This is a genomic window from Lawsonella sp. (assembly GCF_011525565.1).
Classification (GTDB): Bacteria; Actinomycetota; Actinomycetes; order Mycobacteriales; family Mycobacteriaceae; genus Lawsonella; species Lawsonella clevelandensis_A.
In genome coordinates, this window is sequence record NZ_WVRS01000003.1 from 181141 (window position 1) to 195189 (window position 14049).

Genomic DNA, 14049 nt, shown 5'->3' on the forward strand with positions numbered 1-14049 from the left:
TATGGACACACCGTGGACTATGCACTGCGACCTCGTCATCGTCGGAGCAGGAGTAGCAGGCCTTTCCGCCGCCGTCGCCGCCCGTGACCACGGCCTCACCACCGTTATCGTCGATAAAGGACGATGGCAGGAAGGCGCCCGCACTATTCCCCGCTACCCCAATGCCGCCACTAAAATCGCGCAAGGCGGAATAGCCGTCACCGGGCTTTCCGACATTGAACTCGACACCAGTCTTGACGAAGCCCTCGGCCTACACGTCGCCGACACTCTCGACGCTGGCGCCGGGCTCTGCGACAAAGAGGCCGTCACCTCCATTATCGGCGGGGGCGCAGAAGCCGTACAGAAACTCATCGATGCAGGCGCCCACTTCGACGCCACCCCGGAAGGACCATTAAAACGAACCCGGGAGGGTGGGCATTCTGTTCGCCGTATTATTCACGCAGGCGGAGATGCCACTGGTGCCGAAGTACAACGAGCGTTAGAAGTGGCCTCTGCGGGCATACCGTGTCTACAGAATGCACGTGTCACCAGTATTTTTACAGATGACGATGGGGTAGTGGGGGTCGGTGTTCGCGATCCGCGCGGCCCCGGCTATATTGCTGCCCCCTGCGTTCTCCTCGCTACTGGCGGAAATGGGCAACTGTTTAACGTCACCACTAGCCCAGAGGGGGTACGTGGTGAGGGTCTTTCACTTGCTCTGCGTGCCGGAGCTCGGGTGGCCGACCTGGAATTCACACAATTCCACCCCACAGTTCTCTTTGATACACAGCGCACGGGTCGCCGCCCACTTATTTCTGAGGCTGTCCGCGGTGAGGGGGCACTCCTCTACGATGCTTCTGGAAACCGCTTCATGGTAGGCATAGATCCCCGCTGCGAGCTTGCACCACGCGATATTGTTGCCCGCTCCATTGCATTGCACATGCGGGAAACCGGGGAGAACTGTGCCTGGCTAGACGCCACCCACATTGACCACTTCCACGAACGATTCCCCACCGTGACAGAAGGATGCCAAGAAATTGGCATTGATCCGCAAACACAACGCATTCCTATTGCTCCCGCAGCACACTACCAAAGCGGCGGCATTGTTACTGACGCTTATGGGCGGACAGATGTTCCTGGGCTCTTCGCTGCAGGGGAATGCGCCCGTACCGGTCTACACGGTGCTAATCGTCTTGCCTCTAACAGTTTGCTAGAAGGTTTAGTTGTCGGTGGTCGAGTGCCGGCACTGGCTGTGCAACGATGCCAGACGAGAGGCACTATTAGCCGCCACGCTATTGAGTCTGCCTGGCGTAATGACACAGCAGCCCACCAGCATGACTTCCCACTTGGCGATACGCCAGTACAGAGGCGGCGTGAACGGCGTGCATTGCAGCAACTCATGAGCGGAAATGTGGGAGTGACGCGCGATGCTGCACTGTTGCAAGAAGCCGCACAACAGTTGGAAACACTGTATGAGACACTATCCCGCCGCATGCATGACACTGTCCAACTGTGCCGCATTATCACCGAGGCAGCATTACTGCGCACTGAAACACGCGGTGGCCATACACGTCTGGACTATCCCAAGCCGGACCCACAGCAGCGCTACAGCAGAGTGTTTTCCCTGGGAGATGACGGAAAGATTCATCACGAAACGTGTGTGAATCCACGTCCCCAACTTCGCTAATCAGATCTCACCTCGCTCACCACGACACCAACTTTTCCGACCTGACCATATAGATTAAGGACCACGTCATGACAATGAATTCTCAATCCCCGATCACATCAGCACAGCATGCCCCCATTACTCCACCCAATCCGCAGGATATGGAGCGTGTTGTCACGACAGCGCTGGAAGAAGACCTACGACTTGGGCCAGATGTCACTACAATCGCTACAGTCCCCGCCGACGCCCAGGCTGTTGCGCATGTCCGCACGCGTGAACATGGTGTCATCTGCGGTATTCCCGTTGTGAGAGTTGTTCTTGACAAGGTTATAGGAAAAGGAAAATACACCATCGAAACGTTTGTCAACGATGGTGACATCATCGAACCCGGGGATACTGTCCTCACCATTAAAGCCCCCACACGGGAACTTCTCACAGCAGAACGTACCCTTCTCAATATCGTCACCCACCTATCCGGTATCTCCACAATTACTCGCCAGTGGGTTGACGTCATGGAAGGAACCCAGTGCCGCGTTCGAGACACCCGGAAAACACTGCCAGGCCTACGGGATCTAGAAAAATATGCGGTCCGCGTAGGTGGCGGAGTGAACCATCGTATGGCGCTGGGAGATGCTGCCCTTATTAAAGATAATCACGTGGTCGCTGCCGGGGGCGTAGCAGAAGCCCTCCGCGCTGTTAAACAACAATTCCCGAACATTCCCACTGAAGTAGAAGTCGATTCACTGGAACAGTTAGATGCTGTGCTAGAAGAAGGTGTCAGCCTAGTCCTCCTCGACAATATGGATCTGCCAACCACCCGCAAAGCCGTCCACCTTCGAGACACGAAAGCACCACAGACAAAACTGGAATCTTCCGGCGGCCTTACCCTATCCGACGCATCTCACTATGCCCATGCTGGAGTGGATTATGTGGCAGTAGGCGGACTGACGCATTCCGTGAAAGTCCTTGATCTCGGGTTGGACATGTAGCCAGAATGATGCGTTTTCTCTGGGGCAGTGAGTAACCGGACTAGAGGTAAATATTATTCGCTCGTCCAATAAAACGCGGTCTATACTGGTAGCGAACCTATTTGAGCAAATAACTCGACGGAAGGATGCCCATGCTAGTACGAACTGACTTGCGCGGCCGCACCCTTACTGCAGCTGAACTCCGCCAGGCTATGCCACGCGGCGGCTCCGACCCCAGTGCAGTAACGGACACAGTAGCTACCCTCGTCGAGGACATTCACCAGCATGGTGCCTCTGCCGCACTGTCCTACGGAGAAAAATTCGACGGTATCCGCCCCACCTCAGTTCGTGTCCCCGCAGACGTTATCGCCGCCGCGCTCGCTGCTACAGATGAGGCTGTCAAAGAGGCGTTAAAAGAGGCCATTCGGCGCATCCGTAAGGTTCATGCCGCACAACGCCCCGACCGGCACAGTGTCACGGTAGTACCCGGCGGTACCATCACCGAAAAATGGATACCCATTGAACGAGTAGGACTCTACGTGCCTGGCGGCAAAGCCGTCTACCCATCGTCCGTCGTCATGAACGTTGTGCCTGCACAAGAAGCCGGCGTGGGAAGCCTCGTCGTAGCCTCACCGCCGCAAGCCGATAATAACGGCTGGCCACACCCCACAGTTCTAGCCGCATGCGCACTACTGGGCGTCGATGAAGTCTGGGCGGTGGGCGGAGCCCAAGCCATTGCGCTGCTTGCCTACGGCGGAACAGACACAGACAATCACACCATACTTAACCCAGTCGACCTCATCACGGGGCCCGGCAACGTCTTCGTCACCGCCGCAAAACGACTCGTAAGAGGCGTAGTAGGAATAGACGCAGAAGCAGGACCATCAGAAATTGCAGTACTCACCGATAACACCGCCAACCCCACCTTTGTTGCTGCAGACATGGTAAGCCAAGCGGAACACGATCCGCTGGCGTCCTCCGTCCTCATCACCGACAGTGTGGAATTAGCTGACGCAGTTGATGACTACATTGACACACAAGCTAGTAAAGACGTTACTGCAGAACGTATTAAAACAGCTCTAGCAGGACCACAATCCGGCATCATCCTCGTTGATGACATGGAACAAGGACTACAGGTTGTTAACGCCTACGCGGCAGAACACCTAGAAATCCACACGTCCGATGCCGCCGCAACAGCAGAAAAAGTAACAGCAGCAGGCGCTATCTTCGTAGGCCCCTACAGTCCCGTACCACTAGGAGACTACGCAGCAGGCTCCAATCACGTCCTGCCCACCTGCGGATCAGCCCGCTACAGTGCTGGCTTATCCACCTACACCTTCCTCAAACCAGTACACCTCATCGACTACAACGAAGAGGCCCTACTGGGGATCGCCGATGCCATCCAAACACTGGCAAACGAAGAAGTTCTCCCCGCACACGGAACTAGCCTAGAAGTCCGGAAACAAGCAGCCGCCGCACGCCACCATTCCTAACACATATCGGCACAGTGCTACGACTGCTACACCCTCCGCTAAAATCCCCTGACTAATCCCCACACAGGAAAGAAAGACTCGATGAGCCCTATCGGCGCCAATGTACAGCTGTCTGATCTTCCACTGCGTAACGCACTACGCAACAAATCCCCCTACGGGGCACCACAGCTTACCGTTCCTTCACAACTCAACACCAATGAGAACCCATACCCGCCCAGCGACGCCCTAGTAGAAGACATTACCGCCTCTATCGCGGCCGCAGCCCGCACCCTCAACCGCTACCCCGACCGTGACGCTACCGCACTCCGCACAGAACTCGCAGCCTACGTCACCCGCCAAACTGGAGTTGACGTCACCGTCGACAACATTTGGGTAGCCAACGGATCAAACGAAATCCTGCAACAACTCCTCCAAGCTTTTGGTGGCCCAGGAAGAAAAGCAATGGGTTTTGTACCCTCCTACTCCATGCACCCCATCCTGGTAACCGGAACCACCACCGAATGGCTACCACAGCCGCGCCGGGCAGATTTTTCTCTGGACGTTGACGCAGCTATTGCTGCTATTCGGAAAGAAAAACCAGATATTGTTTTCCTGACTAGCCCGAATAATCCCACGGGACAGATTCTTCCCAACGCAGATGTACGTCGCATTCTTGAGGAAACCGATAGTCTCGTCATTCTTGACGAGGCCTATGGGGAATTCTCTGATGAACCCAGTGCCTGTGAGCTACTTGCCGAGTATCCGATAAAGCTAGTGGTGTCCCGGACGATGAGTAAGGCTTTTGCTTTTGCTGGTGGAAGACTCGGCTATTTTGTGGCTGCTCCAGCTTTTATTGACGCCGTCATGCTGGTGCGTCTCCCGTACCATCTATCAACGTTGAGTCAGGCTGCTGCACTGGCGGCCCTACGACACGCTGATGAAACATTAGGATCCGTGGCAAAACTGGTAGCTGAACGGGAGAGAGTTGCTGCCGCCTTGACTACACAGGGGCTTACTGTTGTCTCCAGCGCCTCGAACTTCCTTCTCTTCGGAGAATTTTCTGATGCTGCCAGCGTGTGGCAGCGCTACCTGGAGCAAGGTGTACTTATTCGTGATGTGGGTATTCCACATTATTTGCGTGTCACAATTGGTCTGCGTGAAGAAAATGATCATTTCTTGCGCGCTACAGAAACAGTGATAGCAGATTCCGCTTCCGGTATAAACATGGCAAGGTAGAAATATGACTGCACGTATTGGGCGGGTAGAACGCGTTACCAGCGAGTCCTCCATCATCGTTGGAATCAATCTAGATGGAACTGGAACAACTGATATTTCTATGGGCGTTCCTTTCTATGACCACATGCTGACGGCACTTGGTAAACACGGTGCCTTTGATCTCACTGTCCAGGCACATGGTGATGTAGAAGTAGATGGCCACCACACTGTGGAAGATACGGCTATCTGCCTTGGCCAGGCCTTCCGCGAGGCATTAGGGGATAAGGCCGGTATTCGCCGTTTCGGGGAAGCCTGTATTCCCCTGGATGAAAGTCTTGCCCGGGTAGTGGTGGATGTCTCCGGCCGTCCCTACTGCGTGCACCGTGGTGAACCAGCCATTATGCGTCATACGCTTATCTCCTCGCACGGTGGAGCTAGCTATGACACGGTGATGAACCGGCATGTTTTCGAAAGTTTTGCCATGAATGCAGGTATCTGCCTGCATATTCGAGTTTTGGACGGTCGCGATCCGCACCACATTACGGAGGCAGAATTTAAAGCATTAGCCCGGGCGCTCCGAGAAGCCACTGAACGTGATCCCCGTATAACCGGTATTCCCTCAACAAAAGGGGCACTATGAGACCACATGTCGCTGTCCTTGATATCGGATCCGGTAATCTTCGCTCTGCTGAAAAAGCGTTTGCTCACGTTGGGGCCGATACATGTATTACCAATGACCCCACTACCGCCCTTAATGCTGATGGTTTAGTAGTTCCCGGTGTTGGCGCTTTTGGATCATGCTGGGAGGGCCTGCGGCGTGTGCACGGCGATCGCATTATTGACCAGCGGCTAGCTGGTTCTCGGCCAGTCTTTGGAATCTGTATTGGTATGCAGTTGATGTTTGACGCTGGGGAAGAATTTCCCGCTGCGATGGACCCTGCTACAGCTGATGAGGACATACAGCGAACAGAAGGCATGGGGGAGTGGCCTGGTGTCGTGAAGAAACTGCAGGCCAGCGTACTGCCGCACATGGGATGGAATACAGTTGAGGCAGCGGAGGGGTCTGTACTTTTCCGTGGGATGGACGCTGATACGCGCTTCTACTTTGTGCATTCTTATGCAGCGTTGGAGTGGGAGATGGAACCAGATCCGAGTGGCCTTATATTGCCAGCTCGCGTCAGTTGGTCGCAGCATGAAAATTGTCGTTTTGTGGCAGCTGTTGAAAACGGGCCGCTGTCTGCTACGCAGTTCCATCCGGAGAAATCAGGCGATGCAGGTGCCGAACTTCTCGCAAACTGGTTGAGTTGCCTCGGCTAAAATTTGCGAACATTCTTTTCCCTTTAGGACCGATACCTTAGAACCGATACCAGGAAGGTTGATGATGAGCTTTACCCTCCTCCCCGCAGTTGATGTTGTTGACGGCCAGGCAGTGCGTTTGGTGCAAGGCGAAGCCGGTTCTGAAACTGTCTACGGCACACCGCGAGAAGCTGCTCTTAAATGGCAGGAGGAGGGGGCTGAGTGGCTCCATCTTGTTGACCTTGATGCAGCTTTTGGCCGTGGCTCTAACTATGAGATACTGTGTGAGGTAGTGGGGGAGCTCGATGTTAATGTTGAGCTTACTGGCGGTATTCGTGATGATGAGTCACTTCAGCGAGCATTATCGACAGGCTGTCGACGTATCAATATCGGTACGGCAGCTTTAGAAAATCCGGAATGGTGTGCACGAGTTCTCGCAGAAAATGGTGACCGCGTCGCTATTGGTCTCGATGTGCGTGTCGTTGATGGGGAACCACGCCTGCGCGGCAGGGGATGGGTCTCCGATGGCGGTAACTTGTGGGATGTTCTAGAACGCCTTAACAAAGACGGGTGTACACGCTACGTCGTTACCGATGTCTCTAAAGACGGCATGTTGTCTGGTCCCAACCTTGACATGCTTGGTGCGGTAGCCGATGCGACTGACGCTAAAGTTGTTGCCTCGGGTGGTATTGCCAGCATTGCTGATGTCGTTGCTGTTGCCGGTTTGGAGGATCGCGGTGTCGATTCTGCCATTACTGGGAAAGCCCTTTATTCGGGACAATTTACCCTCCCGGAGGCACTTGCTGCAGTACGTGAACTTTCTTAAATTTTGTGGGCTCAACCTGGTATATCGTCTGAGTATGCCGGATGGAAGGAAAAAGCTGTGACTCTCGCAACCCGTGTTATTCCGTGTCTTGATGTTGACAACGGACGAGTAGTGAAGGGTGTGAACTTCCATAACCTGTGTGACGCTGGCGATCCGGTTGAGCTTGCCCGCACCTACAATATGTCTGGGGCGGATGAACTAACATTTTTGGACGTCACCGCCTCTACGGCTGGGCGTGCCACGATGTTTGACGTGGTACAGGCTACTGCGGAACAGGTATTTATTCCCCTCACAGTAGGCGGCGGTATCCGCACTGTGGAAGATATCGATCGTATGTTACGTGCCGGCGCGGATAAAGTCTCCATTAATACTGCGGCTATTACCCGCCCGCAGCTTCTTACTGAAGGTGCACGCACATTCGGGTCGCAATGTGTTGTGCTTTCGGTAGATGCGCGCACTGTTCCAGAAGGAGAGAAACCTACTCCCTCCGGTTGGGAAGTGACGACGCATGGTGGTTCACGCGGAACTGGTATTGATGCAGTGGAGTGGGCTCGACGAGGAGAAGAACTGGGTGCTGGCGAGATTCTTCTCAATTCCATGGATGCAGATGGGACAAAGGATGGTTTCGATCTGGCAATGATTGCAGCGGTACGTAAGGCTGTCTCCATTCCCGTCATTGCTTCCGGCGGAGCCGGTAAAGCTAGTGATTTTGCACCGGCGGTACAAGCTGGAGCTGATGCGTTATTGGCTGCCAGTATTTTCCACTTTGGTGAAGTCACTATTGCTGAAGTGAAGGATGCTCTTCGTGCAGAGGGAGTCACTGTACGATGAGTAGCGAAACTGATCCTGTGACTACTCTGGCTGATCTGCGTTGGAATGAGCAAGGCCTTATACCGGTTGTTGTCCAAGACAACAGTACGGGTGAAGTCCTCATGATGGCATGGGCTAATGAGGAAGCACTGCAATACACACTGGAAACGCGGAAAGCCACTTACTGGTCCCGGTCCCGATCCGAATTGTGGACTAAAGGTCTTACCTCTGGGCACGTACAACACGTTGTTGCTGTTTTTCATGATTGCGACGCCGACACTATCTTGTATGTCGTAGAGCAAACTGGGGCAGCATGCCACACCAACACAAAAACATGTTTTACGGCGCGTCCTCTTCTTACCCCAGATTCACAGCACCCACTCCGGAACGATTTGCGGTATGGGACAAGTATTGAAGCAAGCAGTGAACACTGACCTGCGTTATTTGGTCTCACCTATTTAATGATGAGATTATGTTGGTGCCACGAGGATTCAGTGTTTATGGAAATCGCGTTTTCAGTTTGTGTATTTTCATCGTTACGCTGATGCTAACAACGCTGTAGTGATAAAGGGAGGGATAATGCCGGGTTACCCCCCTGATCTGCTTGAGCTTGTACGGCTAGATTTAGCACAACGCGAAGAATACATTGATTACCCCACCATCAAGCGCATGGCCGCGGAAGCCCCTCCTCCCCGTGATGGCCGTGCCGCATTACTAGAGCCGGGCATATCTGTCATTGCAGAAATCATTCGATCGTGCCCCGCTCGTGGCCCACTCGCAGATATCCCCGATCCCGCTGCCTTATCGGAACGTTTTGTGGAGGCCGGCGCACGTATTATCTCAGTGCAGACGGAAAGACACTACTATCGCGGTTCTCTTCTTGACCTTGACCAGGTACGCCGCGCCGTTGATGTTCCCATTCTGGTTAAAGATTTCATTGTTACGCCCTACCAAATCCATGAACTTCGTGCACACGGAGCAGATCTCGTACAACTCAATGTTGAACTGCTTTCCCAAGACCAACTAGCCGCTTTTCTCGACAGAGTGGAATCTTTAGGAATGCACGCTGTGCTAGAAGTGCATTCACCAGAAGAAGCCAATCGGGCTTTACAAGCGGGCGCTAAAGTTATTGCTATTAACGCCCGAAATCTTGCTACTAACTACATTGACCGCACATTATTTGGAGAAATTGCGCCAGGTTTACCATCGGAAGTTCTCCGCATTGGCGAGGCGGGAGTACGCGGATCACAGGATCTGCTGGCGTATGCAGGGGCTGGAATCGATGCCGTTCTGGCAGGGGGAAGTGTCGTCACAGCAGATGATCCTGCTGCTATTGTGAGCACATTGGTCACTACCGGTATGCACCCAGCCTGCCCTGGGCGTGATTAAATCGTGATGAGATAATTCGTGTGGGAGATCAATCCTCAAGGGGTTACAGGAATAAGTATGAATGATCCTTCTAGCCAATTAATGGCATATATTCCCAGTCCCTCACGAGGCTATTTTCATATTGGTTCATTAACCATCCATTTCTACGCTTTATGCATCATCATCGGGGTTATTGCAGGAAGCGTCCTAGCCGCATATCGTTGGGAAAAACGCGGAGGACTTCGTACGGATGTCTATGATGCCCTTATCATCGCCATCCCCCTCGGCATTATTGGAGCACGCCTTTACCACGTCATCACTGATTGGCGATTGTACTTTGGACCGGACGCACCACATCGTCCTGTTGATGCTTTAAAAATATGGGAAGGCGGATTAGGAATATGGGGAGCCGTCCTTTTCGGAGTTATTGGTGCAGCTTTGTACTGCCACAAGCACGGTTTACCGCTTAGCGAGATAGCTGATGCTGCCGCGCCGGGCATTGTGATGGCGCAAGCTATCGGACGTGTAGGGAACTGGTTCAACCAGGAACTCTATGGAAAACCCACTACTGTACCGTGGGCGCTAGAGATCTATGAGCGTTCTCAAGGGGTATCAACTGGGCGCGTTATTGGGACGTATCATCCTACGTTTCTCTATGAGTTACTGTGGGACGTTCTTGTCGTTATTATCTTGCTTGTTTTGGATAAAAAACTGGTATTGGGGCATGGGCGTCTTTTTGCCAGCTATGTGGCGCTTTATTGTTTAGGACGTTTCTGGATAGAACTTATTCGTGATGATCCTGCAACACATATTTTGGGTCTCCGGGTTAACACGTGGGTATCCGGAATCTTGTTTATTGCCGGTTTGGTGTACGCCTTTGTGGAAAGACGGCCACGCATATCTAAGCGTGATATTGCGGCTCTTTCCCAAGCGAAACGTCTAGCTGACGAGCAGCATCAAAAAATGTCGAAGAAGGCTAGCTAAGAGCGAGGCGGACACACTATTTCAAATAGTGTATGAATTCGATAGAGAAACCGTACACAATAGAGTTTCTTAAGCTGGACAGACTATCATTAGTAGTGTGAAGCGTCGAACTAAAATTGTATGTACTCTAGGTCCCGCTGTCGCATCTGCCGAAACAATCCGCAAACTTGTAGATGTCGGCATGAATGTGGCGCGGATGAATATGTCCCATGGTGAGCATGCCGACCATGCGCAGAATTATCAATGGGTGCGTGAGGCGTCGAAGGCTACTGGTAAATCTGTTGGTATTCTTGCAGATTTGCAAGGTCCAAAGATTCGTTTGGGCCGCTTCAAGGATAACCGCACAGTATGGGCTACTGGTGAAACCGTCACCATTACTGTTGAGGATTGCGAAGGTACGCATGACCGTGTCTCTACTACCTACAAGCAACTCTCTGCAGATGCCCAGCCTGGGGATCGTCTCCTCGTTGATGATGGCAAGGTAGGTCTTGTTGTCGATCACATCGATGGACCAGATGTCGTCTGCTTGGTTACTGAAGGTGGCCCGGTCTCCAACAACAAGGGTGTTTCTCTTCCCGGTATGGATGTTTCTGTACCGGCCCTGTCGGAGAAGGATATCGATGATCTCCGTTTTGCTCTTGAGCTTGGAGTGGACCTTATCGCCCTTTCCTTCGTGCGTTCCCCCTCGGATGTGGAACTTGTCCATAAAGTGATGGATGAAGTGGGCCGTCGTGTCCCCGTCATTGCTAAGTTGGAAAAACCCGAAGCTATTGACAACTTGGAAGCTGTTGTGTTGGCTTTCGATGCCATTATGGTTGCACGTGGCGATTTGGGTGTTGAACTTGCTCTTGAAGATGTTCCACTAGTACAAAAACGTGCTATTCAGATTGCCCGTGAGAATTCTCGCCCGGTTATCGTTGCTACACAAATGCTTGATTCGATGATCGAGAATTCCCGCCCAACGCGTGCAGAAGCCTCCGATGTGGCAAATGCTGTACTGGATGGTACAGATGCAGTGATGTTGTCAGGGGAAACCTCAATTGGTGCGTACCCCTTGGATACGGTTAAGACAATGAGCCGTATTGTCCGCGCAGTCGAGGAAGATCCAGAGGCTGTTCCTGCGCTTAAACACCGTCCGCGTACCCGTCGCGGTGTTATCTGCCAGGCTGCTGTTGACATTGCAGAACGGCTTAGTGTCAAGGCGATAGTAGCTTTCACATCGTCTGGAGATACCGTCCGTCGTGTAGCGCGGCTACATCCGTCTATTCCCCTTGTTGCTTTTACGCATTCTGAGGCAGTAAAGAACCAATTGGCATTAGCGTGGGGTACAGACTCCTTCTACGTTGAGCGTCTTTCTGATACTGACAGTATGGTTCGTGCTGTTGATCGTATGCTGCTCGATATGCCGGGATATGAATACGGTGACCAAGTGGTTATCGTGGCAGGTGCCCCTCCGGGACATTCTGGTGCCACCAATATGGTGCACGTGCACCGTCTCGGTGAGGAAGACCGTTAACTAGCACTATTCTTTGGTAGAGAGGACCCTGTATAAGCGGGGTCCTCTCTTTATTTTCTTTCAGAGAACATCCTGCTTATCTCCTTATTTTTAGCTCAGTGGGAACATCTATACGGTGCACAAGAAAAATTTATGTGGCATAGGACAAGCATGTTTGTTAATCTAGCTGCATGATCAATGCACACGTTATTTTCTCTAGCACCGCTCATGACGCGTTGCGGAGCATGTGCATGTGTATGTGTATGGCTGGCTGCCAGTCACGAATGTAGTGCTATAAATTCTTTTCTTTGTGTAACTGCACTACACCGGTAGCCATTTTCTTTTTCTTTTCCGTTCTTTTCTGTAAGAACATCGCTCTGTCGCAACTGCTTTAGCATTGCCTTACCACTGCTTTAGCGCAGCCTATTAAAGAAAGCCCTACACAACAATGTCTTATACTGCATCTTCTTCCACCATTTCTCCACGACGTTCCCCGGCTACTTCAACTGTTCCTACTATTGCTTCTGGTTCGCTATCTGGCAGTGCTGTACGGAAAACTTCTACTGGCCTGCGCCGACAGAACACTTCACAGAGCACTTCGCGGAGTACTTCGATTACTCCTCGCCCTTGGGTACCTGCTAGTGCTGGCTACATCATCAGTCCGCATCTCCAGCTGGGGGAGGGAACCGCTGCCCGTATTTTTCATCTTGCGCACACTGAAGAACCACTCCAGCGTGACCGTGCCGCAGCACTTACTGGTGTAAGCCGAGCAACTGTTAATCGCAGTGTCATTTCTCTTCTAGAGGCAGAATTACTAGAAGAGAGAGAAGATCTTACAGAATTGGGAGCTGTTGGTCGGCCAGCTCTTCCCGTCACAGTACGGACAGATACGTACGCTGTATTAGGTATTTATATTGGTCGGTGGACGTCGTCCGTCACACTTCATGATTTGCATGGAAAAATTCTTGGCGGAAAATATCTCCATCAGGGAATCGCTACTGTGGAAGCTCCCGGATCACTTCTATCGGATCTAGAGGAAGCGGCACTCTATGTACTGGGATACCGCGATAACCGTACCGTTATATGGGCGGGAGTCGCAGCAGAAGCGGTGGTAAGCGACGACGGTATCGTAAATGACAGCAGTGTTGGATGGCATGATATTGCCGTAGGCCAGTATTTTGCGGCTGGTCTGGGATTACCTATCTCGCTTGCATCCCATGTGGAGGCAATGAGCGCCGCCGAATTATGGAATACGTCAGTAGACGACGTAGCATCCTCCACCCTTTATATATATGCTCGAGAAACGCTCGGTATTGGCCAGACTTACAATAGCCAAGTTCATCACAGTGCGACGGGTTCTGGTACGTTTGAGCACCTGACAGCTGGTCCCACTACACTCCTTGATCCTACAGGTGAAGGCACGGTGGGAAGTGCAGTTAAAGATTCTGCGATAGTCGCAGCAGCACGTGCTGCCGGAATTCCTGTTGAGACTGTTCCGCAATTGGTAGCGATAGCAGGGGATAGTAACAGTAAAGCGCAAACAGAGGCGAAAACAATTCTGCGGGAACGAGCTGTCGTTCTAGGGGAGGCTGTTAGCTCCCTTGTCGGTCTTTTCAACCCCACTCGAGTGGTATTGGGGGGACAGGCTTTTACCGACTATCCAGACACCCTTAATCTGATTGCGTCACTTATTCACCAAAACAGCACAGATGTGGATATTCGCGTAACAGCTGCACGTGAACGGGTTCAACAACAAGCAGCTGCAGCAGTAGCAATTACTGCCGTCGCCTACGACCCACTGCATGCGGTAGAGGGAGCACGCTAAGAAGCGTAACGAGGAGCATAGTGAGGGACGGGAAAGAATACAGAAAGAACGTAGTGACTCCCCGTAGCAAGTAGTCAGTGGTCATCTGCGGATAGAGTAAGAAAAGGAACAAGAAAAAGTGCCCTCGGTGGGAGTCGAACCCACA

At 52.4% G+C, this 14049-nt stretch carries 13 protein-coding genes; all 13 read left to right on the forward strand.

Annotation, left to right across the window (positions count from 1 at the left end; all coding sequences use genetic code 11):
* The first annotated feature begins 1 nt into the window (after position 1).
* The 13 genes from nadB (at position 2) to QZV76_RS03750 (ending at position 13904) form a co-directional block, all read left to right on the forward strand.
* On the forward strand, positions 2-1666 hold the full coding sequence (gene nadB, locus QZV76_RS03690; protein WP_290598437.1) for an L-aspartate oxidase: 1665 nt from the start codon (positions 2-4) through the stop codon (positions 1664-1666).
* 68 nt (positions 1667-1734) lie between these two features.
* Positions 1735-2634, forward strand: coding sequence for a carboxylating nicotinate-nucleotide diphosphorylase (gene nadC, locus QZV76_RS03695; RefSeq protein WP_290598438.1), 900 nt, complete (start codon positions 1735-1737; stop codon positions 2632-2634).
* Positions 2635-2765: 131 nt separating this feature from the next.
* Positions 2766-4106, forward strand: a complete 1341-nt coding sequence (hisD, locus tag QZV76_RS03700; RefSeq protein ID WP_290598439.1) for a histidinol dehydrogenase — start codon at positions 2766-2768, stop codon at positions 4104-4106.
* An 81-nt stretch (positions 4107-4187) separates the two neighbouring features.
* On the forward strand, positions 4188-5321 hold the full coding sequence (locus QZV76_RS03705) for a histidinol-phosphate transaminase (RefSeq protein ID WP_290598440.1): 1134 nt from the start codon (positions 4188-4190) through the stop codon (positions 5319-5321).
* Between the two features lie 4 nt (positions 5322-5325).
* On the forward strand, positions 5326-5940 hold the full coding sequence (gene hisB / locus QZV76_RS03710; RefSeq protein ID WP_290598441.1) for an imidazoleglycerol-phosphate dehydratase HisB: 615 nt from the start codon (positions 5326-5328) through the stop codon (positions 5938-5940).
* The gene (gene hisH / locus QZV76_RS03715; RefSeq protein ID WP_290598442.1) at positions 5937-6617 is read left to right on the forward strand and encodes an imidazole glycerol phosphate synthase subunit HisH; all 681 of its coding nucleotides are present in this window, start codon (positions 5937-5939) and stop codon (positions 6615-6617) included. Before hisB ends, hisH begins: the two co-directional genes overlap by 4 nt.
* A gap of 64 nt (positions 6618-6681) precedes the next feature.
* Complete coding sequence (gene priA / locus QZV76_RS03720) at positions 6682-7422, forward strand: bifunctional 1-(5-phosphoribosyl)-5-((5-phosphoribosylamino)methylideneamino)imidazole-4-carboxamide isomerase/phosphoribosylanthranilate isomerase PriA (protein ID WP_290598456.1); 741 nt, start codon at positions 6682-6684, stop codon at positions 7420-7422.
* Between the two features lie 57 nt (positions 7423-7479).
* Positions 7480-8253, forward strand: a complete 774-nt coding sequence (hisF, locus tag QZV76_RS03725; RefSeq protein ID WP_290598443.1) for an imidazole glycerol phosphate synthase subunit HisF — start codon at positions 7480-7482, stop codon at positions 8251-8253.
* Entirely contained in the window at positions 8250-8666 is a 417-nt protein-coding gene (gene hisI / locus QZV76_RS03730) for a phosphoribosyl-AMP cyclohydrolase (protein WP_290598444.1), read from the forward strand. Before hisF ends, hisI begins: the two co-directional genes overlap by 4 nt.
* A 145-nt stretch (positions 8667-8811) precedes the next feature.
* On the forward strand, positions 8812-9621 hold the full coding sequence (gene trpC, locus QZV76_RS03735) for an indole-3-glycerol phosphate synthase TrpC (RefSeq protein WP_290598445.1): 810 nt from the start codon (positions 8812-8814) through the stop codon (positions 9619-9621).
* A gap of 57 nt (positions 9622-9678) precedes the next feature.
* The gene (gene lgt / locus QZV76_RS03740; protein ID WP_290598446.1) at positions 9679-10584 is read left to right on the forward strand and encodes a prolipoprotein diacylglyceryl transferase; all 906 of its coding nucleotides are present in this window, start codon (positions 9679-9681) and stop codon (positions 10582-10584) included.
* Between the two features lie 97 nt (positions 10585-10681).
* Positions 10682-12100: a pyruvate kinase gene (gene pyk / locus QZV76_RS03745; RefSeq protein WP_290598447.1), complete on the forward strand. Its 1419-nt coding sequence runs from the start codon at positions 10682-10684 to the stop codon at positions 12098-12100.
* A 427-nt stretch (positions 12101-12527) separates the two neighbouring features.
* Complete coding sequence (locus QZV76_RS03750) at positions 12528-13904, forward strand: ROK family protein (RefSeq protein ID WP_290598448.1); 1377 nt, start codon at positions 12528-12530, stop codon at positions 13902-13904.
* The last annotated feature ends 145 nt before the right edge of the window (positions 13905-14049 follow it).